The sequence below is a fragment of the Pantoea sp. Fr+CA_20 genome, assembly GCF_024520835.1.
Lineage (GTDB): Bacteria > Pseudomonadota > Gammaproteobacteria > Enterobacterales > Enterobacteriaceae > Pantoea > Pantoea allii.
Genome location: NZ_JALNPN010000009.1, coordinates 35,632 through 60,478, shown reverse-complemented (window position 1 = coordinate 60,478; position 24,847 = coordinate 35,632). Strand labels below are relative to the sequence as shown.

The following is a 24,847-nucleotide window of genomic DNA, read 5'->3' as shown; positions in this document are numbered from 1 at the left end:
TTAGGGAGTTTGAATGAATTACTCAGTAAAGCGGTCAACGGTTGCAACGGTGGTGGGGCTTTCCACCCTGATGCTGTTGTCGGCCTGTTCGAACGATCAGCGTTATAAACGTCAGGTCAGCGGTGATGAGTCTTACTTACAGGCCAGCGGGCTGCGCGAACTGAAAGCGCCGTCGGGCATGATTCTGCCTGTCCAGAACGGCGAATACGATATTCCACCGTCAACCAGCAAGGCGCCAGTGGGCAAGCAGCTCGATATTCGGCCACCTGCTCAGCCTCTGGCGCTGATGAACGGCTCACGTGCGCAGTTCAGCAATAACACCGGCGTGCTGATGTTTGATAACAGCCGCGGCTCGATTTGGTCTCAGGTTGTAGGCGTTGTACAGTCGAATAACTTCCCGATCGCTTCCCGTAATGACGCCGGACAGCAGCTGACGACCGACTGGGTACAGTGGAACCGGGCGGACGAAGATAAGCAGTATCGTGGCCGTTACCAAATCAGCGTTCAGTCGCAGAGTTATCAGCAGGTCCTGACCGTGCGTCTGCTTGAACTGCAACAGGAAGGCAATAGCGTGACGTCGCCGGTGCAGGTTCAGCGTTATACCGCACAAATGCTGAATGATATCGCCGCCGGAATGGATAAGATCGCCACCATAAATGAAAACGCCGCAGCGGGCCGCGTCAGCGGTGCGATTGACGTGCAAAGCGGTGCCGATGATACCGGTCTGCCAATGCTGGTGCTGCGTACGCCGTTCAACGTTGCCTGGCAGCGTTTACCGGCAGCCATGAACCGTGTTGGCATGGAAGTGACTGACAGCACGCGTTCGACTGGCAGCATGAAAGTGACCTACAAGTCGCCAGGCAGCAGCACCTGGGACAGCGTAGGTGCCAAAGATCCTGAATTGCCAAACGGCGATTACAAGGTTCAGGTTGGCGACCTCGACAACCGGACCAGCCTGCAATTTATTGATCCTAAAGGCCATGTACTGACACAGGCGCAAAACGATGCGTTAGTGGCGGTGTTCCAGGCCGCACTGAATAAATAAAAAATTACCCCAGGCCGGAGATTCTCCGGCCTTTTTATTTCGTTTTTTGGCATAATAGCGCCAGACGAGGTAATCGATTGCGTCACGGCAATCAACGCAAATAGTCTGCCTCAGAACCGGATCTTTCATGTTTGGAGTTAAATAAGATGCAAAAGCGAGCTGAGTTGTATCGCGGTAAAGCGAAAACCGTATACAGCACCGATAACCCGGATCTGCTGATACTTGAATTCCGCAACGATACATCAGCCGGTGACGGCGCCCGCATTGAGCAGTTTGATCGCAAAGGCATGGTGAACAACAAGTTCAACCATTTCATCATGACGAAGCTGCAGGAAGCGGGCATTCCGACGCAGATGGAAGCCCTGCTGTCAGATAACGAAGCGCTGGTGAAAAAGCTGGACATGGTCCCGGTTGAGTGTGTGGTCCGTAACCGTGCGGCAGGTTCGCTGGTCAAGCGTCTTGGTGTTGAAGAGGGCATGGTGCTGAACCCGCCGCTGTTCGACCTGTTCCTGAAGGACGATGCTAAACACGATCCTATGGTCAATGAATCCTACTGTGAAACCTTTGGCTGGGTGAGCAAAGAGAATCTGGCACGTATGCGTGAGCTGACCTACAAAGCGAACGACGTGCTGAGCACAATGTTTGATGATGCGGGTCTGATCCTGGTGGACTTTAAGCTGGAGTTTGGGCTGTTCAACGGTGAAGTTGTGCTGGGTGACGAATTTTCACCCGATGGCGCGCGTCTGTGGGACAAAGAAACCCTGGATAAAATGGATAAAGACCGCTTCCGTCAGAGCCTGGGTGGCCTGATTGAAGCCTATGAAGCGGTAGCCCGGCGTCTGGGTGTCAAACTCGACTGAATAAAACTCAGTGAATCAATGAAAGGAGAGCCCCGGCTCTCCTTTTTTCATTTTGGCGTAAAGCTGGTGATTGCTCCGTCACGCATCTAAAATCATGCCATCAGAGTTAACCTGCCACAGGGAGCAAAACATGCGCTGGCAAGGACGTCGCGAAAGCGACAATGTAGAAGATCGCCGTAATCAGTCATCGGGCAACCGGGGAGGCCGTATTCCTCTGCCGCGCGGCAAAGCGGGCATTATCATGCTGATTCTGGTCGCGGTGGCGGGGTATTACGGTTATGACCTGACGCCACTGCTTACTGGAGGCGAGGGCGTGTCGGTGAGCCAGCAACAGCGCACTACTAACCCGAACCAGGACGAGGCAGCGAAGTTCACCTCGGTGATGCTGGCGACGACCGAAGATACCTGGGATAAGTTGTTCAAACAGATGAACAAACAGTATACGCCGCCGAAGCTGGTGATGTATCGCGGGGCCACGCGCACCGGCTGTGGGACCGGGCAGTCTGTTATGGGGCCTTTTTATTGCCCGGCAGACCAGACTGTCTATATCGACCTGTCCTTCTATGACGATATGAAAACCAAACTGGGGGCAGGCGGAGACTTTGCGCAGGGCTATGTCATTGCACATGAAGTCGGCCACCACGTGCAGAAGTTACTGGGCATTGAACCCCGGGTCCGTCAGATGCAGCAGGGGGCCAGCCAGACCCAGATTAACCAGCTGTCCGTAAAAATGGAGCTACAGGCCGACTGCTTTGCCGGCGTCTGGGGCCACTATATGGAGCAGGAAAAAATCCTCGAAGTTGGGGACTTACAGGAAGCGTTAAACGCCGCCGAAGCTATTGGTGACGATCGCCTGCAGCAGAAAAGTCAGGGTCGGGTCGTCCCGGACAGCTTTACGCACGGCACCTCAGAGCAGCGTTACACCTGGTTCAAACGCGGATTCGACAGCGGTAACCCCGGCCAGTGCGATACCTTTGCTAATAAAGGATGAACCTGAAAGCAGTGACCTGTGCCATGCAGACCGCCGGTATACGGCGATTGGCCGTCATCAGCGGGGAAGCCCGCTGGTGCCAGGAGACGGCGATCACCTGGTGCCAGACGCTGGAAGGCGACATGCTGTGGCTGAGCGATAACGCGCCAGATGTGGGCACGCACTGTCCGACTGCCGCCTTTCGTACGCTGCTGGGGCGCGAGTTCCATCATGCCGTTTTCGATGCCCGATATGGCTTTCATGCCGAGGCGCTGGCGGCGCTGGCGGGAACGCTGACGGCCGGTAGCTGGCTGCTGCTGTTAGTGCCCGAATGGACGCGTTGGGCGCAGCAGCCCGATGCTGACAGCCTGCGTTGGGCGGATGTCAGCGAGCCGATTGCCACACCAAACTTTGTCCATCATCTGCAATACCTGATTGAAAATGATGAGCAGGTGCTGTTACACCAGCCGCCGCAGCCGCTCCGGTTGCCCAACTGGACGCCACGGCCCGCCTGGCATTGTCGGGCGGCTTTTCAGCAGCAGGCGATTTTGCACGAACTGGCTTGTTTCTCTGCTGGCGTGGCGGTGGTCACAGCGGCACGTGGCAGAGGAAAGTCGGCGCTGGCAGGAATGCTGGCCCGGCAGAACACGCGTTGCCTGATCACCGCACCCGCAAAAATCACCACGACAGTGTTAGCGTCCTTCGCCGGGGATCATTACCGGTTTATGGCACCTGATGCGATTCTGGCCCTGCCCACATTGCCTGACGTTGACTGGCTCATCGTGGATGAAGCCGCCGCCATTCCGGCACCGCTACTCCATGCGCTGGTGGCGCGGTTTCCGCGCGTGTTGCTGGTAACGACGATTCAGGGTTATGAAGGCAGCGGTCGGGGCTTTATGCTGAAGTTCTGTGCGGAGATTGAGCGGGTACGCCATTTTACCCTGGACGAACCGCTGCGCTGGGCGCGCCATGACCCGCTGGAACACTGGCTTAACCAGGCGCTGCTGTTCGAGGATGCGCCCGAAACAGCGGGAACGGGTGAGCTATCGCCCCGGCGAGTCGAAGGCTCTGACATTGCTGCCCAGCAGGCGGCTTATAAACTGCTCACCCGTGCGCATTACCGCACCTCACCGCTGGATCTGCGTCGCCTGCTGGATGCACCGGGAATGCATCTCTGGCTGGCGGGCGATGTTCCGGCGCTGCAGGGGGCGCTATGGTTGGTGGAAGAGGGCGGACTGACAAATGAATTAGCGCAGGCCGTCTGGGCGGGCCACAGGCGGCCTCGCGGTAACTTAGTTGCGCAGTCGCTGGCGGCGCACGCGGGTTTCACCGACGCCGCCACGCTTCGCGCCTTACGCATCAGCCGGATTGCTGTCGCCGCGTCTTCCCGCCGTCAGGGAACCGGAAAGCAACTGGTTGCGTCCGCCAGTGCCGATGCCGCCGGATACGACTACCTCTCCGTCAGCTTTGGCTACACTGACGATCTCTGGGCGTTCTGGCAAGCCTGCGGTTTTACGCTGGCACGGATCGGCAGTCAGCGCGAAGCCAGCAGCGGCTGCTACGCCGCGATGGCCTTACGGGGGCTGACGCCCGCCGGAAAACAGCTGCAGCAGAAGGCGAGCCAGCAACTGGCACGCGACTGGCCACTGCTGAGATCACATATTCAGTTGGACCTGCCATTACCTGAGGCTTGTGATCAGGATTTTACCCCGCACGATGCCTGGCTGGCAGCCGGTTTTGCCTGGGCGCAGCGCCCACTGGAGGCAAGCCTGGCGGTTCTCCAGCGGCTGGTCGATATCAGCCAGCAGCCTTTGCCGTTACTCCGGCAGGCGGTCAGCGCCAACATCAGTCTGGCTGAACTGGCGCAGGCGGCACGGCTCAACGGACGCAAGGCGCTGATTATGGCGTTACGCGCTGAAGCCGCTGGGGCACTGCTGGCGTTACCCGACAGGGATGGCGACGCGTTGCGCAGGCAATTGCAATAAATCCACCAAGTCGTTCAAATATTCCCAATATCATCCTGCGCCCGGGAGCGTAGAGTAGTAGCAGGAGGTCGATATGACACTGAGATACGTAATTGTTCAGCAGCCTGCAAGGGCTGCCCAGCTGTTTCTGCTTTATCACGGCATTGGTGATAATCCCGACGCCATGGCCGAAATTGGCAGCTGGTTTGCTAAAACCTTTCCTGCGGCGCTGGTGGTGTCGGTGGGATCGCCTGGCCCTGGCGGTCAGTGGTTTAAGGAAGCCGGACTGCATGATAAAAGCGAGCAGGCCTGCGTTGACACCAGCATGCCGCAATTTGTGGCGTCGGTTCGCCACTGGCAGCAGCAAAGCGGCGTGAATCCCGAAGCCACCGCGCTGGTGGGCTTTTCACAGGGTGCCAGTATGGTGCTGGAAGGCATCAAAGCCCACGACGATCTGGCTGGTCGGGCGATTGTCTTTAGTGGCCGCTTTGTCACGCTACCGGAAAAAGCCAGCACGCGTACGACTGTGCATCTGATTCACGGCGATGAGGATGAGAACATTCCGCTGGCACAGGCCCAGCAGGCTGAACAGCGTTTAAGGCTGCTCGGCGGTGACGTGACGCTAAATATTGTGGAAGATCTGGCGCATGCCATCGATCAGCGCAGTATGCATTTTGCCCTGCATCATCTGCAGTACACGGTGCCGAAACGCTATTTTGATGAGGCGCTGGGCGGCGGAAAACCCGGCAGTGATGATGTCATTATGACGATGTAATCGTGCGCCCTCACACCAGCGAGGGCGCGAAGCGGTTATTTCTTTTTCGGCCAGTCGTCGTCGTCCCATTTATCGTTGAAATCACGGTGTGGCGGGAGATCAGGCTTGTTATCCATAAACTTTTTGTGGTCGATGCGTTTCAGATCTTTATAAACGTTCATTAACACACCTACCATCAGCAGGATCACCAGTATCCACCAATAATCTTTAATAAACTCCATAGGCCCGCTCCTTCCCTCGCTGTCAGGCGATCAATTGTTCCATGATGCGTTGGTACATTCGGCTCAGCATTTGTAAATCGGATGCTTTAACGCATTCGTTGATTTTGTGAATTGTGGCATTCACCGGGCCCAGTTCCACCACCTGCGAGCCCATTCGAGCAATAAAACGTCCGTCAGAGGTTCCACCAGAAGTCTGTAACTGCGGCTTAATTTCATTATAGTGCGTTACGGCGTTTATTACGGCATCAACCAGTTTGCCGCGTGATGTCAGGAAGGGCTGACCGGAAAGTTTCCACTCGATGGTATAGCGCAACTGATGGCGGTCCAGCAGTTCTGCCACGCGCTGCTGAATCATGCTGTCAGTGAGTTCGGTACTGAAACGGAAGTTGAACTGGACAAACAGTTCGCCGGGAATCACGTTGTTGCTGCCGGTGCCAGCCTGAACGTTGGCGATCTGCATGCTGGTGGCAGGGAAGAAGGCATTGCCCTGATCCCATTCGGTGGCGACCAGCTCATTGAGTGCAGGCAGAGCACGGTGCACCGGGTTATCAGCAAGCTGAGGATAGGCCACATGGCCCTGTACGCCATGCACGGTAAGGTTAGCGGTAATCGAGCCACGACGGCCATTTTTCACGACGTCACCCACGACTTCGCTGCTGGAAGGTTCCCCGACCAGACAGTAATCCAGACGCTCGTTACGTGCCATCAGGCGCTCAACGACTTTTACCGTTCCGTTTGCGCCACTGGCTTCTTCGTCAGACGTAATCAAAAAGGCCAGGCGTCCTTTGTGATGAGGATGAACCGCGACGAAGCGCTCGGCGGCAACGACCATGGCGGCCAGCGATCCTTTCATATCGGCGGCACCGCGACCAAACAACATGCCGTCACGGATGGTGGGTTCAAACGGCGGATTGATCCAGCGGCTGGCATCGCCAGGCGGCACGATATCGGTGTGGCCGGCAAACGCCAGGGTTTCGCCCTCACCGCGCGTGGCCCAGAAATTCAGGGTATCGTTGATGTTCATGGTTTCGATATGGAAACCAATCGCTTCCAGACGCGCAATCAGCAGCGCCTGACATCCGGCGTCATCGGGGCTGAGAGAAGGACGACGAATAAGCTGCTGCGTCAGCTCAATGACCGGACAAAACATATTATGACTTCTCCTGAAGCAGGTTCTGGTAAAGGGATTCACTGAAGCCGAGCAGCAAAGCGCCGTCGGGCGCGCGCAGGACAGGGCGTTTGATGATGGCGGGCTGGTCCAGCATCAGCGCTTTGGCACTCCCGGCATCCGTAATGGCCTCACGCTCTGCCTCGGGTAGCTTACGCCAGGTTGTGCCGCGCGTGTTGAGCAGGTCCTGATAGCCCAGCACGTCGATAAACTGCTGCAACTGGTCACCGGTCAGGCCGTCAGCACGGTAATCGTGGAAACGATAGTCCACGCCCGCCGCCTCTAAAAAGCGACGCGCTTTTTTAATCGTGTCGCAATTCTTAATCCCAAACATGACCCACTGCGCGCTCATCGTCTGCTCCTGTCATTAAAATCAGCTCGGCAGTTTACCATAGTGTGATCTGATGCATCATCCGCCCGATGGCGTCTGGGTGGAATAAATTGCGCCAATACAGAGGTTTCCCGCCTGTAGGTAAACGGTTTCAGTTATGCCTCTAATAATTACGTGGTTTATCAATTTTGAATTAAGAATTTCCTTAATTACGCTTTTTAGGCTACGTCCTGGTCAAAACCGCATTAAAACCTGTCAGGTTAAGCCTTTGCTGAAATGTGCGTCAGCCAGCAAATCAGAAAAGACTCAGCCTTTTGGCGCCTTTGCCGATAGTAATAACAGGTGTAAACGTATTCACCAGGCGAAAAAAAAGGCGTAATATTGCCACTACAATAAGAGAGGGTTCTATGATTGACACCGAAATGGGGAACTGGAAAGAATTCATCGAAGCGATGTTACGCAATAAGTAACACGCGAGGAGAAAAGCAGGGCAATTTCCCCTCTGCTGTAATTCTTACCACACACAGAAATAAAACGGCCGCTGTTTTCAGAGGCCGTTTTTTTTGCCTGTTCATTGTGAAAACAGGCGGCAGCTCAGTCCTGATGTTTCTCTTTGAGTGGGAAGCGGCGACGCACCAGAACAAAGAACAGCGGGACGAACAGGATGGCTAACAGGGTGGCGGAAATCATACCGCCCATGACGCCCGTTCCCACCGAGTGCTGGCTGCCCGATCCCGCACCGCTGCTGATCGCCATCGGCATCACACCGAAGATAAAGGCCAGGGAGGTCATCAGGATCGGCCGCAGGCGTTGACGTGAGGCCGCCAGCGTCGATTCAATCAGTTCTCCGCCTTTGCTGTTAAGCTCGTTGGCAAATTCTACGATCAGTATTGCGTTCTTAGCCGATAACCCCACGACGGTCAGCAGACCGACCTGGAAATAGACATCGTTCTCCAGTCCTCGCGTCCAGGTGGCAATCAGAGCACCAAGAACGCCAAGTGGGACGACAAGCATCACCGAGAAGGGAATCGACCAGCTCTCGTACAGTGCCGCCAGGCAGAGAAACACGACCAGCAGAGAAACGGCATAGAGTGCGGGAGCCTGAGAGCCGGATAACCGCTCCTGATACGACGCACCCGTCCACTGGAAACCGACGCCCAGCGGCAGGGCGTTGACCAGTTTTTCCATCTCGTCCATCGCGGTGCCGCTACTCACGCCCTGCGCGGCTTCCCCGACGATTTCCAGTGAGGAGTACCCGTTATAACGTTCCAGACGCGGTGAACCCGTTTCCCAGCGGCTGGTGGCAAACGCGGAAAAGGGCACCATCGTGCCGCTGCTGTTGCGCACGTACCATTTATTGACATCATCCGGCAGCATGCGGTACGGGGCTTCCGCCTGAACGTAAACCTTTTTCACCCGGCCGCGATCCAGGAAGTCGTTAACGTAGTTGGAACCCCAGGCGGTGGTCAGCGTGTCGTTAATGGTATCCAGTGACACGCCAAGTGCCTGTGCTTTGCGCTCATCAATATCGATTTGCAACTGCGGGCTGTCGTCCAGACCATTGTGGCGCACGCGAGACAGGAGTTTGTCTTTGCTGGCCCTGTCCAGCAGCGTGTCACGCATCGCCATTAACTTGTCATGACCAATACCGGCATGATCCTGTAATTCCAGGTCAAAGCCGGATGAGCTGCCCAGCCCGGTGATTGCCGGTGGACTGCTGGCAATCACGACGGCTTCATTGATGTGTTTAAACGCTTTACCGGCGCGTTCAATAATGGCAAATGAGGTGCGATCGGCACCTGGTCTGTCGTCCCAGTCTTTCAAACGGATAAACAGACGCGCCACGTTCTGCCCGTTACCGCCCGGCCCGGAACCGATGGTTGAGAAGACCGACAGAACATTGTCTTTCTCTTTGGTCAGGTAATATTTTTCAACTTTTGCCACTACCGCTGAGGTTTGATCCATGCTCGAACCGGCAGGAAGCTGTACCTGGGTCATGATCATGCCGCGATCTTCCTGCGGCAAAAAAGAGGAGGGCAGATGAAGAAACAGGTACGCCATAATGCCAATAATCGCCAGATACAGCAGCAGCCAGCGCCCGCCGGTGCGCAGGATACTGGCGACACCGCGTTCATAGCGGTCGGCGTTGCGGTTAAAATGGTAGTTAAACCAACGGAAAAACCCACGCTGACCGTGATGCTCTCCTTTGGCGATGGGCTTGAGCAGCGTGGCACAGAGCGCGGGCGTCAGGATCATCGCCACCAGCACTGACAGGATCATGGCGGAGACGATGGTGATGGAGAACTGACGGTAGATCGCCCCCACGGTGCCGCCAAAAAAGGCCATGGGGATGAACACGGCTGACAGCACCAGCGCAATGCCCACCAGTGCGCCCTGAATCTGACCCATGGATTTGCGGGTGGCCGCGCGGGGCGACAGCCCTTCCTCGCTCATGATTCGCTCAACGTTCTCGACCACCACGATGGCATCATCCACCAGCAAACCGATAGCCAGCACCATGGCAAACATGGTCAGAGTGTTAATACTGTATCCGAAGGCATAGATAACGCAGAAGGTGCCAAACAGCACCACCGGCACGGCGATAGTGGGGATTAACGTGGCACGGAAGTTCTGCATAAACAGGTACATCACGCCAAACACCAGCAGGATGGCCTCCAGCAGGGTTTTCACGACATCCGTAATAGAGGCTTTAACAAAAGGCGTGGTTTCATAGGCGATTTTGGCCTCCAGCCCATGTGGAAAATACTGTGACAGCTCATCCAGACGAGCACGCACCAGTTTATCCGTGTTCATCTCGTTCGCGCCGGACGCCAGTTTTACACCCAGTCCGGACGCCGCCTGGCCGTTGTAGCGGCTGAGATAATCATATTTTTCTGCACCCAGCGCCACATCAGCCACATCACCCAGGGTGACGACCGACCCGTCAGGATTGTTCTTCAGGGTAATTGCCTTAAACTGCTCGGGTGTTTGCAACATCGACTGCGCATTTACCGTGGCGTTTAGCGCCTGTTTTTTGACGGCGGGCAGGCCACCGACCTGGCCGACGGCGACCTGGGCGTTCTGAGATTTAATGGCGTTAACCACATCATCTGTGGTCAGAGAATAAGCGGTCAGTTTGTAGGGATCGAGCCAGATACGCATCGCATATTGCGTGCCGTAGGCGTCCACTTCGCCCACGCCGTCAATACGACTCAGCGGGTCCTGAATATTACTGGCGACGTAATCGGCAATATCCTGCTTGTCCATGCTGCCATCGGTCGAGACAAAGGCCACCATCAGAATATTGCTGTCGCCGGTTTTGTTTACTGTGACGCCTTGCGACTGCACGGCCTGAGGCAGCTTGCGTAGCGCTGCCTGCAACTGATTCTGCACCTGCTGGCGCGCTTCGTCTGGATTGGTCCCGGCGGTGAAGGTCAGGGTAATTTGTGCCTGTCCGGTATTGCTACTGTTGGAGGACATATACATCAGGTTATCGATGCCGGTCATGTTTTGTTCGATAACCTGAGTTACGGTATTCTCCAGCGTTTGTGCCGACGCGCCAGGGTAGGTGGCGGTGATACGCACGTTTGGGGGAGCCAGGTCAGGATACTGTTCAACAGGAAGCGAAATAATGGAAAGCGTGCCGCACAGGCACAGCAAAATTGCCAAAACCCAGGCAAAAATAGGGCGGTCGATAAAGAAATTCGACATTGAATCGACACTCCTCACTGCTTTTATTATTAATATGAGCGATACAGCGCATGATGCACAAAAAATCCACGCAAACCACGCACGGGTAGAAGTCTACTTTACGTGCGAGGCCGGGTTGAAAAGTGGAGAAATTATAGAGAATGTGTAAATTTGCGCGTTTTTTATCAACTGTTTCGACGTTCAATCCACATAATTGTTGCAGCAACGCGTGAACGCACATCCAGTTTGCGCAGGACGTTACGAATATGCACCTTCACCGTTTCTTCCGAAATATGCAGCGCATTCGCGACTTCTTTATTTGACAGTCCTCGCGCCACTTCCTGCATCACCCCGCGTTCGCGTTCGGTCAGCAAACGGAAAGGATCGTCGCTGTTGTGCCGCGTAGCAAGATAGTGCTTCACCGCGTCGCTAAACACCTTCTCGCCCTGCGAGGCCTGCATAATCTGGCCGAGCAAGATTTCGGGTTCGCTGTCTTTGAGTAAATATCCGTCTGCGCCCGCATCCACCAGAGCATAAATATCACTGCGCGCATCAGAGACGGTCAGTACCAGAATACGTGAGCTAATGCCTTCGTGGCGCAGCGCTTTCAACGTATCAAGGCCCGACATGCCTTTCATATTCAGATCGAGCAGGATGACATCCGGTGTCAGGCGGCGGGCTTCCGCCAGCGCTTCGGTGCCGTTACTGGCCTCCGCGACGACCTGTAGCTGCGGTTCCAGCGCCAGTAACTGGCGAATGCCACGGCGCATGAGTGGATGGTCGTCCACTATCATGATGGTTAAAGCAGGTTGTTCCATGTTATCTCCCTGTCCCCTGGCATTACTGGCTTGCGGTATGGGCAGTGCGTCTGATCGGTTTTCCAGACTGCGCCTGAACGTTCAGGCGCAGGATGTTCATTGTACGGGGCAATCTCGTCTTCGTCTGTTGATCTGCCACATCCTGCATGATTATTGCGGCGTGGGTAAAATGCAAAACGGTGCGGTTGTGGCGTTATTCAATCTGCTGAGCCAGGCGCGGCGGAAAGCGCAGTGCGACGCGCGTGCCCCGTTGCAGTGCTGTAATCTGCAAAGACCCTGCCAGCCGTTCAGCACGTTCGGTCATCGTGGTTAAACCATAATGGCCGGGCGGCTCTTCCGTGCTGCCGATACCGATGCCGTCATCCGTCACGGTCAGGACATGTTCACCTTTCTCCGTGTGCTGGTAGTCGATAATAATCACCTGAGCACTGGCATGGCGAATCGCATTTAACAGCGCCTCTCGGGCGATCTGTAAGACGTGGACCTGTTGCTGGGCATCCAGGTCCTGAAGGCCTGGCTGGCAGGTGAACTGGATCTCGGCCGCGGACTGTTCCTGTAAGGAGGCGATCATGGCTTGCAGGGCCGCCACCAGATCTGATTTTTCAATGGTTAAGCGGAAGGTGGCAAGCAGCTCGCGCAGCTGGCGGTAAGCCTCTGCCAGCGCCCGATCAAATTCAGCAATGATGTCGTGTGCGGCACGATCGCCAGCATCGACGGTGCGCCTAAGCAGTGTCAGTTGAATTCGCAGGTAGGTTAACGCCTGGGCCAGCGAATCATGCAACTCGCGTGCAATCGTTGCGCGCTCTTCAAGCAGCAGCATCTGCTGATGCTGTTTTTGGGTCTGCCAGATCCAGAGTGACCGCCCCAGCATGGCGGCCAGGCTTCGCATTAATGCCTCCGGCGGCGTGGTGACGGTCGTTTGCCAGCGCAGCGTGCCAATAGGTTGACCGTCCTGCTGCAAGGGTAAATGATGCCAGGCGTACGAAGCATCGATCTGGCCCGACGCAAACATAAACGACTCGCCTTCCAGCCGGATAAACGCAAGGTTTTCCCTGGCGCGCACGTTGGCTAACACGTTGTCGAAGAGGGCAGGGTGCAAGGGGCCACGGGTCAAAATCTGTGAACTCTCATACAGCAACGACAGCGTATGGTTCGCCTGGGTGAGATCCCGGGTTTTGTCGCGTACCCGCTGCTCCAGTATCTGATAGTGAGACTGTAACTGTGCGGCCATACTGCTGAACGTATGTGACAGCACCTTGAGTTCATTCTGCTGCTGGACATGCAGTGGCGGAAAGGCAAAATTACCGCTTTCCACATACCGGCTGGCCGTGACCAGCGCATTCAGCGGCTTAACCACCTGCTGGCGGGTAAAGCGGATTGTCATCAGCGCCAGGGCCACAATCGCCACCACGCCTGTCAGACTACTGACCGCCACCACCCGCATTTTCAGTTCTGCATAACGCTGCAGTTCCAGAACAAAGCGGTCAATTTCCCCGACGTAAGCAGGCATTTGTTGCCGCCAGGCCTGCGCCGCGTTGTCATGAAGATGCTGAGCCAAAACGGGCCAGCCCACACGCAAACGCTGATAGTGGTCAATCACTTTGCGTGGCACCCAGGGACGGTCGAGCTGCTGTAAAACTGAGGCATCAAGGGTTTGCTGGAACTGCACCAGATGATTCGCCAGCAGCTGTGGCTCCAGTCTGGCATCCCAGGCCAGCCGGTAACTCTGCATCCGCAGTGAGCCCGCCAGGTTAATGGCTTCCGCGTCGCGCAGGCTGCTGGACAGCGTGAGCAGCGCCAGACCGGTAGTCAGTAAAGCCAGCAACACAATCAAGGTTAAAGACTGCGCAATACTTCTGGTAACAGAGCGTTTAACAATCACGGTAATAACCCCTTTAATGGCAGGGAATTATAAAAGAGGTGGCGGGATACGCAAGCGGCTTGTCATGGCATCGCCCAACGCGCGCCGTTCAGTCACTCAATAACCGCAGTTGACGTTTCCCAGGAATCCCGACGTCAGAGCGAACATTACTCGCACAGCTTTACACCTCACAAAGGTTGCCTTTCATTATCTCGGCAATAATCACTACCGTGTTTAACCACAGCGACCAACGCGAGTACAGGAGTATTGATGAAACATTTACCTGCTTACCTCACCGCCGCCGCCCTGTTGGCCACTGCGTCATTCCCGACCTTCGCCGCCACGGCGGTGGATCAACGTGAAGCCCAGAACCTGCAAAAGATTGGCAGCGTCTCTGTCTCCAGCGTGAATGGCTCACTTGATGATGTCACCCGCCAGCTTTCGCAGCAGGCGAAAGCCGAAGGCGCCAGCCATTTCCGAGTTATCGGCGTGGACACACCCGGCGATTCCAGTCTTTGGACCGGCACCGCAGAGATTTACCGCTAAACCCTCTCTTTTTCCATCCCTGTAGTGTTTACCGGCCAGCCAAAGGCCGGTTTTTTTGTGATCTCAGAAAAATTTTTTACAAATCGTCCGACTGATCCCCTCGGTATATTTTGCTTCGATGTTACATAACGGTTAGGATTCATCGCCGTAAATTCCCGCGCCGCTTTTAGTCAACTCACAGGCGGGCGCACAGAGGAAGACAACCCATTTCGCACTGCTAAACGCAATCGTTTGGATGCGCTATGACTTATGGTCAGGACAAACAGGAAGGCTATGAAATCTACTAAGAAATCAGCAGCGGACATGCGCGCTGCGAAACGACGCTGGCTCAATTCCCACGACTCCGGCTATAAGAAAGCCATGGGCAATCGTCACGTACAGATGATTGCTATCGGTGGTGCCATTGGTACGGGTCTGTTTCTGGGCGCAGGCGCCCGTTTACAGGCAGCGGGTCCGGCCTTAGCCATCATTTATCTGGTCTGCGGTATCTTCTCTTTCTTCATCCTGCGTGCACTGGGCGAACTGGTTTTACACCGTCCCAGCAGCGGAAGCTTTGTCTCCTATGCTCGTGAGTTCATGGGCGAGAAAGCCTCTTATGTGGCGGGCTGGATGTACTTTGTTAACTGGGCCATGACCGGGATTGTTGATATCACTGCCGTTGCGCTTTATATGCACTACTGGGGCGCGTTTGGCGATGTGCCGCAGTGGGTGTTCGCCCTGGGCGCACTGGCGATTGTCGGCACCATGAACATGATCGGCGTAAAGTGGTTTGCCGAAATGGAGTTTTGGTTCGCCTTAGTGAAAGTGCTGGCGATTGTGGTGTTTCTGGTGGTCGGTGTGGTGTTTCTCGGCACGGGCAAACCACTGGATGGTAATGCAACGGGTTTCCATCTGATCACGGATAACGGCGGCTTATTCCCGCATGGCCTGTTACCGGCGCTGGTGCTGGTGCAAGGCGTCGTGTTTGCCTTCGCCTCGATAGAACTGGTCGGTACGGCCGCCGGCGAGTGTAAAGATCCTGAAACCATGTTGCCGAAAGCGATCAACAGCGTCATCTGGCGTATTGGTTTGTTCTATGTCGGTTCTGTGGTGCTGTTGGTGATGCTGCTGCCGTGGAATGCCTATCAGGCCGGACAAAGTCCGTTTGTGACCTTCTTCTCTAAGTTAGGCGTGCCTTATATTGGCAGCATCATGAATATCGTGGTGCTCAGTGCGGCATTATCCAGCCTGAACTCCGGTCTCTACTCCACCGGTCGTATCCTGCGTTCCATGTCGATGGGCGGATCTGCACCTAAGTTCATGTCAAAAATGAGCAGCCAGCAGGTTCCGTATGCCGGAATTCTGGTCACCGTGGGTGTCTATATCATCGGCGTGGTGCTTAACTACTACGTGCCGTCTCAAGTGTTTGAAATCGTATTAAACGTGGCGTCGCTCGGCATTATCTCGTCGTGGGGCTTTATCGTGCTTTGCCAGTTACGCCTGCGTAAAGCGATCAAAGAAGGCAAAGCGGACGATGTCAGCTTCAAGCTGCCGGGTGCACCTTTTACCTCGTGGCTGACGCTGCTGTTCCTGTTTAGCGTGCTGGTCTTGATGGCGTTCGACTATCCAAATGGAACCTACACTATCGCGTCCATTCCGTTGATCGCGGTGATTCTGGTACTGGGCTGGTTTGGCGTGCGCAAGCGTGTTAATGCCATCGCCGCTACCGAACATGACCACCATGAGCACGACGGCAAATCGTCATAAACATGACCCCATTTGCTGCATAAAATGCCAGCCAGCGTGCTGGCATTTTTTTGCGCTGCACCTGCGTTTTCGGCTCGCCGTTATTGATGATGGCGTGCGGGCGGTGCGCAATTCAGATAGTTTTCTTTGGCTGCACGTCCTATTATCTCTGGCTCCCTTCATATGGCTGCGGAGCGTCCATGTCGTTCAAGATCAACATCATCAAAGATAAGCTGCTGTCAGAGAACTGGTTTGTTCTGCGTAATATCACCTATGAGATTACCGACAACCAGGGCGAAATCGTGCGTCACAAACGCGAAGTTTACGATCGCGGCAATGGTGCCACCATCCTGCTGTATAACCGTGAAAAAAACAGTGTGGTGCTGACGCGCCAGTTCCGCATCGCCACCTATGTTAACGGTAATCAGGACGGTATGTTGATTGAGGCCTGTGCGGGCTTACTGGATGATGATTCCCCTGAAGATTGCATTCGCAAAGAGGCCATCGAAGAGACCGGTTATGCCGTGGGAGAGGTGGAAAAACTCTACGCGGTTTACATGTCGCCGGGTGGCGTGACCGAGCTGGTGCATTTCTTTGCGGCTGAATATCACGAGTCGCTGCGTGAGAATGCGGGCGGCGGTGTCGACGATGAAGCGATCGACGTGCTGGAAATGGCTTTTCCTGATGCCATGCAATGGGTGAAAGAAGGGCGGATTCGCGACGGCAAAACCATTATGTTGTTGCAGCATGCGCTTATCGCGGGCTGGCTGACGCTCTGATGATGTGCAGAGCAGATGTGCCTGGCGGCACATCTGCTGCCGGGTTACGCGCAGGCCATGACGTTCCCGGCCACGCATTCGGGATGCGCCTGCAGGCGCGCCAGTGCATCGGCGTAGGAGGGCATAGCGTGGGCGGCGCCGGGTTGTTCGACGCACAGGGAGGCAAACGCCGCCGCAAAAAGCGCGGCCTGCTCCAGAGAAACCCCTGCGGCTAACCGGGCAGCCAGCGCACCGTTAAAGGCATCGCCCGCGCCAGTTGTATCCAGTGGTGTGGCGGGAAAAACAGGAATGTGAAGCAGCTGTTGCCCGTCAGACAGTAAGGCACCGGCTGTGCCAAGGGTAATAATCACCTGACGTGCGCCTTTACGGTGAAGCGCCTCGGCGGCCTGCCGGGCACTGGCCATGTCCGTGACCTTCACGCCCGTCAGCAGCATGGCTTCGGTGCTGTTTGGCGTCAGCAGATCGACCTTCGCCAGCAGGGCATCACTGATTTTTTGAAACGGCGCCGGATTGAGGATCACAAAGGTATTTGCTGCGCGTGCGTGATCAATCATGCGCTGAATGGCGCTCAGATTATTTTCCAACTGCACCAGCAGAATGTCCGCCGCCGCAACGGTCGGTTTACAGCGCGTAACCTCCGCGGCTGTCACGGTGAGATTGGCACCCGGATAGACGGAAATCATGTTCTCGGCGTCATTCCCGGCCACGTAAATCAACGCATTTCCGGTGGGTTTGTCTTTGCAGGTGAACAGCGTAATCGCATCAAAACCGGTTTTTTCCAGATGTCGCCGGGCAAAGAGACCAAAGTCGTCGTGTCCTACTTTGCCAATATAGTGCACCCGGGCACCGGCGCGCAGCGCGGCGGTGGCCTGATTAGCCCCTTTGCCTCCTGGCCCCATCATGCTGTGCTGTGCAATTAAGGATTCGCCCGGTAACGGAAAGCGCGTCATGCCTGCCACGATATCCAGGTTGAAGGAGCCAAACACACACACTTTGCCTTTCATTTTTCCCCTCCAAAATAGCGCTCAGCGGCCAGACAGGCACCGCGACAGCCGGTGTGATCGGTCGCGTGACTGAAGACGATTTTCAAACCCTGGCGCGTCACGGGTGGACGCAGGTATTGCTGTATGGCACTGCGCAGCCGCGCCAGCGGAAAATCAGCCATCGCCAGCACGCCACCGCCCAGAATCAGGTATTCGGGATCGAGAATATTCATTTCGCTGGCGATCAGCTGGGCCAGGCGCTCGACGAACGCCAGCAGATCGGGGTGATCGCCGTGCAGGGTAAAGAGCTGCGAAATGGCGGTATCGGGCTGCTGTGATGCTGCCCAGCCGCTCAGCCAGTGACCGGATATCAGGGTTTCGGCGCAACCCCGGTTTCCGCACGGGCAGGGCAGATCGTTGCCCGCCAGCGGAATATGGCCTAACTCGCCTGAACCCCCATGATGACCATGATAAAACCGGCCTTCCAGCCACAGGCTGTTCCCCAGACCTGTTCCGGGATACAAGCCCACGGCATTCGCGGGTAGCCTCTCAAGCTGCAGCAGATCCCATAACATCAGGTGGTTCACATCTTTATCCATCGCAACCGGCACGCCAAGCCGCGCACTGAGTTGCGCCACCACGGGTTGCTGATCCAGCGCCTGAATAAAGGGCAAAGAGATCACCTGCTGACGGTCACGGCTGAGAATACCGGGCAAGCCGAGCATCACGCCGTTTACCGGCTGTGTCTCCAGAGTTTCGCCGATCACATCGCCCAGCGCGGTCAGCGCATCCGGTTGTTGTGACCAGCTGGCGGTCGGCACTTTACGAAAGCCACACCAGTTCCGGCCTTCTTCCATCAACTGCAGGCGCGTACTGGTACCGCCAATGTCAATGCCAAGCCAGCGTCGTTTCATGCCGACTCCTGCACCAGTTCCTGCGCCGCATCAATACTGCTGCGCATCATCGTCCAGGCGGTGGTGAGATCCTCATGTATATTGAACAGACCCGAGGTGCCCACAATCAGCACTTCCGCCCCGGCCTCCAGCAGGGTGCGGTAAGTGCGCTGATTACAGGAACCATCAATCTCAATCAGATAACGGTAGCCGTGAGCCTGTTTTAACGCCTTGAGTGTCTGAATCTTCTCGACCATTTCCGGAATAAACGGCTGCCCGGCATAACCCGGGTCCACCGTCATCACCGTGATCTTCTCCAGCAGATGAATATAGTGGTGAATAAAGGACACCGGCGTGGCAGGGTTTAATACCACGCCCGGTTTTTTCCCCAGGCTGCGGATCTGGTTGATGACCCGGAAGGCATCACGGTTGATCGTCTCTGCGTGCGGGCAAATAAAGTCAGCCCCCGCTTTGGCCACCGCTTCAATAAAATCAGTAGGCTGCTCAACCATCAAATGCACATCGATAGCCACCGGCGTATGCGGACGGATTTGCTCGATAAAGAACGGCGAGAGGGTGATATTTTTAACGTAGTGACCGTCCATGATATCGACATGCAGGAAGTCGGCGCGGGAGTTCAGCACAGCCAACTGCTGTTTGATCTCCATCAGGTTCATACACATCAATGATGGGGAGATTTGAATACGCATCATACTTCCTTTTTCTCAGTCAGAGGATTCAGTGCCGCGCTCAGGCGCTTGCTGCGCTTCACGTCACGGCGTGCATTCAGTCGGGCTTTGCCCTGTTTCACGGCGAGCACCACAATCAGTACCGCGCCCCACATCGCCAGGCTCACGTGCTGGCTGATATTCATCAGGTTGAAGCCGGTGGAGAGGATCTGCAGTGCAATCAGCGCCAGAACGACACCGGTAACGCGGCCAAAGCCGCCGTTGGGATCGGTGCCGCCAAGAATAATGGCCAGCACGGTCAGTAGCAGATAGGCATCGCCATAACCCATGCGCGCGGAGTTAAAGCGCGCCATCATTACCAGCCCCGCCAGCACACACAGCAGGCTGGAGATGACATAGACAAGGATGATCATGCGGTGTGTGTTGATACCGCTAAACCAGGTGGCATTGATGTTACTGCCGCCCATATAGATGCATTTACCGGCGCCGGTTTTTCCCAGGAACAGCGCCAGTAGGGCGGCGGCCAGTAAAAATACCCACAGCGGCAGCGGAACACCCAGCAACGTATCGGAGCCCAGGGCGCGCACGACCGGCGGCATGCCGCTCACCGCCGCCCCTTTTGTCAGCCAGATGCCGATGCCGTTGAGCGTGATCATGGTCGCGAGCGTCACCAGAATAGGATGCGCGCCGATGCGCGTGACCATCACGCCGGTAATCAGACCGATGAGTGCCGCAATGACCATCGCGCCCAGCATCGCCAGCAGTAACCAGCCCACTTGCTGGCCGGTTCCCGCGCCGTCCGGCAACATGCTCAGTAGCACCCAGGCGATGAATAAGCTGGTCAGGTTGGCGGTCGTAATAATGGCCAGGTTTAATCCCCCGCTCAGAATGGCAATAAACATCGCCAGAGTAAGCAAGCCCAGCTCAGGCAGTTGAAAGGCCATGCTGAGAAAGGTGGAATCGGTAAAGAAACGACCGGGCAACAGGATGCTGAACAGCGCCAGTGCAAACGCGATGAGCAGCAGCAGGCCGGTATTGGTGCCGTCAGGTTTTAACGCCAATAAAGGTTTCATAGGGGTTCTCCCATCAGACAAAGCTGACGTCAGTCTCTTTGCGTTTTTTATAGTGAGTAACGGCGATGGCGATCATGATGACCCCGCCGACCACGATGTTCATGAAGTAGTTGGAGACACCAAGCAGGTTGAGACCGTTCTTCAAAATGGCGATCAGGAAAACCCCCATTAAGGTGCCGCTGACCGTGCCTTTTCCGCCCATCAGGCTGGCACCACCCAGTACGGTGGCAGCCAGCACATCCAGTTCACCGCCCACCAGCGCGTTCGGCACCACTTCCCCCATGCGGTAAACCTGTACCAACCCGCCAATCGCTGCCATCGCACCCAACCAGCCATAGGCAAACAGGTGGATCAGGCCGACGCGAATCCCGATGCGCCGGGCGGACTCTGCGTCACCGCCGACGGCATAAAGCTGGCGGCCTAAGTGGGTTTTGTTGAGTAACACGGCGGTCAGGGTGGCGATGATCAGCAGGATGAGCAGCGGCAGGCCAAGCTGAAACGTCTGGCCTTGCCACGTAAACGGCAGCACGTTGCGTAAGGTGATCCACCAGTCGGGTAACTGATAGAGGCTGCGTCCGCCGGTTAACCACATCAGCAGGCCAAACAACAGCGACTGCATACTGATGGTGATAATGATGGAAACGACCCGCAGCCAGGTGATGAGCCAGGCATTGATCACCCCGAACAGGGTGCCGCAGGCAATGGCCAGGATAATGCTCAGCAGTGCGTTATCAAACTGATAGTGCACAAACAGGGCGGCGATAAAGTACTGCACCACCGAGGCGACGGCAGCAAAGGAGATATCGATGCCGCCGGTGACCAGCACCACAAACAGCCCCAGCGCAAAGATGCCGGTTACCGCATAGCTTTCGGCTAAATCCAGCAGGTTTTGCACGCTGAGGAACTGGTCGCTGGTCAGTGAGAAAACCACAATGAACAGCAGTAAAACCCAGGTCAGCCAGCCCTGACTGGAGTGAGGACGTAAGCGGGATAAGTCAGGCATTGATCACCTCTGCAAGTTGCTGTTGCTCAACGCTGTCTGGCTGGTATTCGGCATGGATCGTGCCGTCGCGGAAATGCAAAATGCGGTCACAGTTGTGCCAGACCTCAGGGACCTCGTCGGAAATCAACATAATCGACAAGCCTTCACGCGCCAGCTCGTGGATCAACTGGTAAATACTGGCTTTCGCCCCGACATCAACACCGACAGTGGGCGAATCAAGAATTAACAGACGAGGCTGAGTGAGCACCCACTTGGCTAAAACGATCTTTTGCTGATTGCCGCCGGAAAGCGTGGCGATCGCCTGCTCGGGGTCGGCAACCCGGACGCCCAGTTGCTGAATCCACTGCAGGATCAGCCTGTTCTTGCGGTATTCATCAATCAGGTGAAAGCGGTTTTGCAGTTTGTCGAGAATGGGTAAAACCATGTTATCGGCCACCGACTGTTGCTGAACCAGCCCCAGCGTCAGGCGGTCCTCTGACACATAGCCAATACCGGCTTTGATAGCGTCTTCATGGCTGCGAAAGCGCACCGGTTTCGTGTCCAGCCAGATCTTGCCGCTGTCAGGCCGGGTCATACCAAACAGCGACAGGGCCAGCTCGGTACGGCCTGAACCCAGCAGGCCACAGAGCCCCAGCACTTCGCCTTCATACAAACGAAAATTCACGTCGTGGTACTGTCCGTTACGGCTGAGATCCTCCACCTCCAGCAGCACCCGATCGCGCTTACGCGTTGGATTTTTTAACGGATATTCCAGCTTCTGTCCGGTCATCAGCTCCGTCAGGCGGTGCGGCGTCATCTCCTGCGCTGGAAAGCTGCCAATCTTGCGACCATCGCGAATGACCGTGACCCGATCCGAGATCTCCAGCACTTCATCCAGACGATGACTGACAAACACCACACAGATGTTCTTCTGCTTGAGATAGCGCACCGTGCGCAACAGCTGATTCACTTCCGTGCGGGTAAGTGAGGCGGTGGGTTCATCCATGATCACCAGCCGGGCATCGGCAACCAGGGCACGACAGATAGCCACCTGTTGCCGCTGGGCGATAGAGAGATGCGCCACTTTTTCGTTAAGATCGAGCGTGAATTGCAGCTCCTCGACAACGCGCCGGGCGCTGTCAAACAGTGTCTTACGCTGGTGCCAGCCGAACAGGCCACGCAGGTTGTGTTCAAACGCGATATTTTCAGCCACGCTCAGGTTGGGGAACAGGGACAGGTCCTGATAGATCACCTGTATGCCAAAGTCCCTGGCCTGCTGTGTCGAGAGGCGAGGCACGATTTCCCCGTCGCCCAGGCGGATCTCGCTGCCGCTGTCCGGCGCATGTACGCCGGACATCACCTTGATCAGCGTGCTTTTGCCACAGCCATTCGTCCCGGCAAGGCAGTGCACTTCACCGGCCAGCAGCGTCAGCGACATATCGCTCAGTGCGCGATGACCGCCAAAGGTTTTCGACAACCTGTTCAGGGTGACGAGCGTTTGTGGTGCGACAGGTTCCATCACTACAGCCCCAGCTTAATCAGTTTCGGCAGGTTGGCTTTATCCAGGCTTTCGGTGTTGTTGCCCAGAATGGTGTGCGTGGTTTCATCCACCCGCACCTTGCCTAATCCTTCAATGGTCATGCCATCTTTAATCGGCGTGTTCTTCTCCATCATCTCGGCAAGACGGACAAACACTTCTCCGGCGGTATGCGGATTCCAGATATAGCCACCTTTAATGGCACCCCGGTTGACGAGCTGCGCGCCCTGGCCCGGACTGAATGCGCCAATGACGCAGACCTGATTAATCTTGTTGCGGTTCATCACCGCCCGGCCTGCGCCGATAGGGCCCTGAGAACCAAAGGCCAGAATCCCTTTGAGATCCGGATACCTGGACATCAGCTCATTGGTTGTGCGGATGGAATCATCCAGCGATTCCCCCACGCCAAATTTGTCAGTGACTAATTGCATTTTTGGGTAATGCTGCTTTTGATATTCCAGCGCGGCGTCGGTCCACTGCTGGTGGAGCGGCACCGTCAGGCTGCCAACGTACATCGCGTATTGGCCTTCATCGTGCATACAGGCTGCCAGCGCTTTCATATGGTTGATGCCATGGGTGGTTGCATCCACCAACTCAAAGTCCCAGTTGGCAAACTTCTGGCCCGGCGACTCGTGGGTAATCACTTTGATGCCCGCATCACGGGCGCGCTGTAAAACGGGTTCCAGCACCTTGGGATCGTTCGGCACCACGCCAATGATGTCCACTTTCTGCGCAATCAAATCCTCAATGGCCCGCACCTGTAAGGCGGGGTCGGCTGCGGTGGGCCCGACCATCCACGCATCGATCCCACTTTTCGCCGCTTCACTTTTTATCCCGGCCTCCATGGCGTTAAACCACGGAATGCCGCCAATTTTCACCACGATCCCCATTCGTATTTTTTCTGCTGCCTGGGCCTGGAATGCAAATAACGCGATCAGGGTGCAGGCGATAAGCTGTTTTTTCATAGCGACTCCATTTAATTATTCATAAGCTGTACGGACTGAGGGCGTTGCGAACAGTCGATAATATTTACCCCGTTCCACGCCAGTTCCTGTTCCAGTTCTTTATCTTTTAATTGGTCAGTAATGAGAAAATCCACATCACGGTAATGGCAAACACGCGCGAATGAGGGCCGAAGAAACTTAGAGCTGTCCATTAATAAATGTTTTCGTTCTGCTGCCAGAATGAGCTATTGTTTTAAATGTGCATTACGTTCATTCCCTTCGCGTAAATAACCGTCATTGCCCAGACTGCTACAGGAAAAAAAGATTTTATTTATTTGAAACTCTTTTAAGGGTTGTTCAGTCACGATGCCGTGAAAATCTTCATAGCGATCGGAATATTCTCCGCCCAGGCAAATCGTGCGAATACTGCTGCGCGCCGCCAGCGTCTGCACAATGCGCAGAGAATTGGTTAATACCGTTAATTCTATATCGGGTAACTGTCGGGCCAGATAAAAACAGGTGGTACTGCTGTCGAGTAATACACAGTCACCCACGCTAATAAATCCCAGTGCCCGTTTGGCAATGGCCATTTTGGCATCGACATGTTCATTAATTCGCTGGCGAAAAGATAATTCATATTCATTAATGCCACGATTATTTATTTGTATAGCCGCATTATATTGTTTAACCGGGACTGCACCGCCATGACTTCGCTGTAATATGCCTTTCTTTTCCAGTTGCGCTAAGTCCCGACGAATCGTTTCCTGCGAAACCTGACACAATGCGGTAAGTTCCGCGACAATGACACGTCCATTACGCATTAATTCATCAATAATTCTCTGCTGGCGTTCAATCGGCAACATGCTGGCCTCCGAGGGTTATAAAGTACTGGAAGGCGCGCGGCAAAAATGTGGCCTGAGCGTGGGTACGCAGGACGCTATTTTCACGGCGCATATAAAGAGATATTTGTTGGGTTTTTATGAAACGGGATGT

Annotated in this window: 22 protein-coding genes and 1 pseudogene; 9 read left to right on the top strand and 14 right to left on the bottom strand. The window is 55.5% G+C overall.

The annotated features are described in order from the left end of the window. The first annotated feature begins 13 nt into the window (after window positions 1-13). The 5 genes from bamC to ypfH all read left to right on the top strand — a co-directional run bounded on the left by bamC (window position 14) and on the right by ypfH (window position 5,614). Window positions 14-1,045: an outer membrane protein assembly factor BamC gene (gene bamC, locus NR177_RS12965; RefSeq protein WP_109717566.1), complete on the top strand. Its 1,032-nt coding sequence runs from the start codon at window positions 14-16 to the stop codon at window positions 1,043-1,045. 146 nt (window positions 1,046-1,191) lie between these two features. Then, entirely contained in the window at window positions 1,192-1,905 is a 714-nt protein-coding gene (gene purC, locus NR177_RS12960) for a phosphoribosylaminoimidazolesuccinocarboxamide synthase (protein ID WP_256853022.1), read from the top strand. Window positions 1,906-2,035: 130 nt separating this feature from the next. Continuing rightward, a complete protein-coding gene (locus tag NR177_RS12955; protein WP_256853021.1) occupies window positions 2,036-2,896 on the top strand; it encodes a neutral zinc metallopeptidase in 861 nt (286 codons plus the stop codon). Then, window positions 2,893-4,860 (top strand): tRNA(Met) cytidine acetyltransferase TmcA, encoded by a 1,968-nt coding sequence (locus tag NR177_RS12950; RefSeq protein ID WP_256853020.1) that lies wholly within the window; start codon window positions 2,893-2,895, stop codon window positions 4,858-4,860. Before NR177_RS12955 ends, NR177_RS12950 begins: the two co-directional genes overlap by 4 nt. A 73-nt stretch (window positions 4,861-4,933) precedes the next feature. Continuing rightward, window positions 4,934-5,614 carry an esterase gene (gene ypfH / locus NR177_RS12945; protein ID WP_256853019.1) on the top strand — a complete coding sequence of 227 codons (681 nt, stop codon included), beginning with the start codon at window positions 4,934-4,936 and terminating at the stop codon, window positions 5,612-5,614. Window positions 5,615-5,649: 35 nt separating this feature from the next. Here ypfH and NR177_RS12940 read toward each other — a convergent pair whose 3' ends face one another. The 3 genes from NR177_RS12940 to NR177_RS12930 are packed head-to-tail and all read right to left on the bottom strand — an operon-like array spanning window position 5,650 to window position 7,355. Beyond that, a complete protein-coding gene (locus NR177_RS12940; protein WP_047715355.1) occupies window positions 5,650-5,835 on the bottom strand; it encodes a YpfN family protein in 186 nt (61 codons plus the stop codon). A 22-nt stretch (window positions 5,836-5,857) separates the two neighbouring features. Then, complete coding sequence (gene dapE / locus NR177_RS12935) at window positions 5,858-6,985, bottom strand: succinyl-diaminopimelate desuccinylase (protein WP_063880518.1); 1,128 nt, start codon at window positions 6,983-6,985, stop codon at window positions 5,858-5,860. 1 nt (window position 6,986) lies between these two features. Beyond that, window positions 6,987-7,355 carry an ArsC family reductase gene (locus NR177_RS12930; RefSeq protein ID WP_063880517.1) on the bottom strand — a complete coding sequence of 123 codons (369 nt, stop codon included), beginning with the start codon at window positions 7,353-7,355 and terminating at the stop codon, window positions 6,987-6,989. Between the two features lie 386 nt (window positions 7,356-7,741). On the opposite strand from NR177_RS12930, the gene ypfM reads away from it, so the two are divergent. Then, window positions 7,742-7,804: a protein YpfM gene (gene ypfM, locus NR177_RS24015; RefSeq protein ID WP_139015967.1), complete on the top strand. Its 63-nt coding sequence runs from the start codon at window positions 7,742-7,744 to the stop codon at window positions 7,802-7,804. A 124-nt stretch (window positions 7,805-7,928) separates the two neighbouring features. Here the strand turns inward: ypfM and acrD are convergent, their stop codons facing one another. The 3 genes from acrD to narQ all read right to left on the bottom strand — a co-directional run bounded on the left by acrD (window position 7,929) and on the right by narQ (window position 13,724). Continuing rightward, on the bottom strand, window positions 7,929-11,045 hold the full coding sequence (gene acrD / locus NR177_RS12925; protein WP_241567972.1) for a multidrug efflux RND transporter permease AcrD: 3,117 nt from the start codon (window positions 11,043-11,045) through the stop codon (window positions 7,929-7,931). Window positions 11,046-11,209: 164 nt separating this feature from the next. Next, complete coding sequence (locus NR177_RS12920) at window positions 11,210-11,842, bottom strand: response regulator (RefSeq protein WP_063880515.1); 633 nt, start codon at window positions 11,840-11,842, stop codon at window positions 11,210-11,212. 193 nt (window positions 11,843-12,035) lie between these two features. Further along, window positions 12,036-13,724 carry a nitrate/nitrite two-component system sensor histidine kinase NarQ gene (narQ, locus tag NR177_RS12915; RefSeq protein ID WP_145394057.1) on the bottom strand — a complete coding sequence of 563 codons (1,689 nt, stop codon included), beginning with the start codon at window positions 13,722-13,724 and terminating at the stop codon, window positions 12,036-12,038. A gap of 249 nt (window positions 13,725-13,973) precedes the next feature. On the opposite strand from narQ, the gene NR177_RS12910 reads away from it, so the two are divergent. The 3 genes from NR177_RS12910 (at window position 13,974) to nudK (ending at window position 16,753) form a co-directional block, all read left to right on the top strand. Beyond that, window positions 13,974-14,249 carry a DUF1471 domain-containing protein gene (locus NR177_RS12910; RefSeq protein WP_109717573.1) on the top strand — a complete coding sequence of 92 codons (276 nt, stop codon included), beginning with the start codon at window positions 13,974-13,976 and terminating at the stop codon, window positions 14,247-14,249. A gap of 273 nt (window positions 14,250-14,522) precedes the next feature. After that, window positions 14,523-15,995: an L-asparagine permease gene (gene ansP / locus NR177_RS12905; RefSeq protein ID WP_028725129.1), complete on the top strand. Its 1,473-nt coding sequence runs from the start codon at window positions 14,523-14,525 to the stop codon at window positions 15,993-15,995. 179 nt (window positions 15,996-16,174) lie between these two features. Next, window positions 16,175-16,753: a GDP-mannose pyrophosphatase NudK gene (nudK, locus tag NR177_RS12900; RefSeq protein ID WP_063880511.1), complete on the top strand. Its 579-nt coding sequence runs from the start codon at window positions 16,175-16,177 to the stop codon at window positions 16,751-16,753. 44 nt (window positions 16,754-16,797) lie between these two features. Here nudK and NR177_RS12895 read toward each other — a convergent pair whose 3' ends face one another. The 8 genes and pseudogenes from NR177_RS12895 to NR177_RS12860 all read right to left on the bottom strand — a co-directional run bounded on the left by NR177_RS12895 (window position 16,798) and on the right by NR177_RS12860 (window position 24,717). Beyond that, a complete protein-coding gene (locus tag NR177_RS12895) occupies window positions 16,798-17,757 on the bottom strand; it encodes a ribokinase (protein WP_109717575.1) in 960 nt (319 codons plus the stop codon). Further along, the gene (alsK, locus tag NR177_RS12890; protein WP_063880509.1) at window positions 17,754-18,650 is read right to left on the bottom strand and encodes an allose kinase; all 897 of its coding nucleotides are present in this window, start codon (window positions 18,648-18,650) and stop codon (window positions 17,754-17,756) included. Before alsK ends, NR177_RS12895 begins: the two co-directional genes overlap by 4 nt. After that, window positions 18,647-19,339 carry a D-allulose 6-phosphate 3-epimerase gene (gene alsE / locus NR177_RS12885; RefSeq protein ID WP_063880508.1) on the bottom strand — a complete coding sequence of 231 codons (693 nt, stop codon included), beginning with the start codon at window positions 19,337-19,339 and terminating at the stop codon, window positions 18,647-18,649. The genes alsK and alsE overlap by 4 nt, the downstream gene beginning before the upstream one ends. After that, window positions 19,339-20,391 carry an ABC transporter permease gene (locus tag NR177_RS12880; protein WP_256853018.1) on the bottom strand — a complete coding sequence of 351 codons (1,053 nt, stop codon included), beginning with the start codon at window positions 20,389-20,391 and terminating at the stop codon, window positions 19,339-19,341. Before NR177_RS12880 ends, alsE begins: the two co-directional genes overlap by 1 nt. 13 nt (window positions 20,392-20,404) lie before the next feature. Beyond that, window positions 20,405-21,394 (bottom strand): ABC transporter permease, encoded by a 990-nt coding sequence (locus tag NR177_RS12875; protein WP_063880506.1) that lies wholly within the window; start codon window positions 21,392-21,394, stop codon window positions 20,405-20,407. Beyond that, entirely contained in the window at window positions 21,387-22,892 is a 1,506-nt protein-coding gene (locus tag NR177_RS12870; RefSeq protein ID WP_063880505.1) for a sugar ABC transporter ATP-binding protein, read from the bottom strand. The genes NR177_RS12875 and NR177_RS12870 overlap by 8 nt, the downstream gene beginning before the upstream one ends. Window positions 22,893-22,894: 2 nt before the next feature. Further along, window positions 22,895-23,875, bottom strand: a complete 981-nt coding sequence (locus tag NR177_RS12865) for a substrate-binding domain-containing protein (protein ID WP_145394054.1) — start codon at window positions 23,873-23,875, stop codon at window positions 22,895-22,897. Window positions 23,876-23,886: 11 nt separating this feature from the next. Beyond that, window positions 23,887-24,717 (bottom strand): annotated as a pseudogene (locus NR177_RS12860) (DeoR/GlpR family DNA-binding transcription regulator). Between the last annotated feature and the right edge of the window lie 130 nt (window positions 24,718-24,847).

Bases quoted from the DNA above. Each gene is read 5' to 3' on its own strand.
- NR177_RS12875 (WP_063880506.1), bottom strand. From the start codon at position 21,394: ATGCCTGACTTATCCCGCTTACGTCCTCACTCCAGTCAGGGCTGGCTG.
- ansP (WP_028725129.1), top strand. From the start codon at position 14,523: ATGAAATCTACTAAGAAATCAGCAGCGGACATGCGCGCTGCGAAACGA.
- bamC (WP_109717566.1), top strand. From the start codon at position 14: ATGAATTACTCAGTAAAGCGGTCAACGGTTGCAACGGTGGTGGGGCTT.
- alsE (WP_063880508.1), bottom strand. From the start codon at position 19,339: ATGCGTATTCAAATCTCCCCATCATTGATGTGTATGAACCTGATGGAG.
- NR177_RS12870 (WP_063880505.1), bottom strand. From the start codon at position 22,892: ATGGAACCTGTCGCACCACAAACGCTCGTCACCCTGAACAGGTTGTCG.
- NR177_RS12930 (WP_063880517.1), bottom strand. From the start codon at position 7,355: ATGAGCGCGCAGTGGGTCATGTTTGGGATTAAGAATTGCGACACGATT.
- nudK (WP_063880511.1), top strand. From the start codon at position 16,175: ATGTCGTTCAAGATCAACATCATCAAAGATAAGCTGCTGTCAGAGAAC.
- NR177_RS12895 (WP_109717575.1), bottom strand. From the start codon at position 17,757: ATGAAAGGCAAAGTGTGTGTGTTTGGCTCCTTCAACCTGGATATCGTG.
- ypfH (WP_256853019.1), top strand. From the start codon at position 4,934: ATGACACTGAGATACGTAATTGTTCAGCAGCCTGCAAGGGCTGCCCAG.
- purC (WP_256853022.1), top strand. From the start codon at position 1,192: ATGCAAAAGCGAGCTGAGTTGTATCGCGGTAAAGCGAAAACCGTATAC.
- NR177_RS12950 (WP_256853020.1), top strand. From the start codon at position 2,893: ATGAACCTGAAAGCAGTGACCTGTGCCATGCAGACCGCCGGTATACGG.
- NR177_RS12955 (WP_256853021.1), top strand. From the start codon at position 2,036: ATGCGCTGGCAAGGACGTCGCGAAAGCGACAATGTAGAAGATCGCCGT.
- dapE (WP_063880518.1), bottom strand. From the start codon at position 6,985: ATGTTTTGTCCGGTCATTGAGCTGACGCAGCAGCTTATTCGTCGTCCT.
- acrD (WP_241567972.1), bottom strand. From the start codon at position 11,045: ATGTCGAATTTCTTTATCGACCGCCCTATTTTTGCCTGGGTTTTGGCA.
- NR177_RS12940 (WP_047715355.1), bottom strand. From the start codon at position 5,835: ATGGAGTTTATTAAAGATTATTGGTGGATACTGGTGATCCTGCTGATG.
- NR177_RS12865 (WP_145394054.1), bottom strand. From the start codon at position 23,875: ATGAAAAAACAGCTTATCGCCTGCACCCTGATCGCGTTATTTGCATTC.
- NR177_RS12920 (WP_063880515.1), bottom strand. From the start codon at position 11,842: ATGGAACAACCTGCTTTAACCATCATGATAGTGGACGACCATCCACTC.
- NR177_RS12910 (WP_109717573.1), top strand. From the start codon at position 13,974: ATGAAACATTTACCTGCTTACCTCACCGCCGCCGCCCTGTTGGCCACT.
- alsK (WP_063880509.1), bottom strand. From the start codon at position 18,650: ATGAAACGACGCTGGCTTGGCATTGACATTGGCGGTACCAGTACGCGC.
- NR177_RS12880 (WP_256853018.1), bottom strand. From the start codon at position 20,391: ATGAAACCTTTATTGGCGTTAAAACCTGACGGCACCAATACCGGCCTG.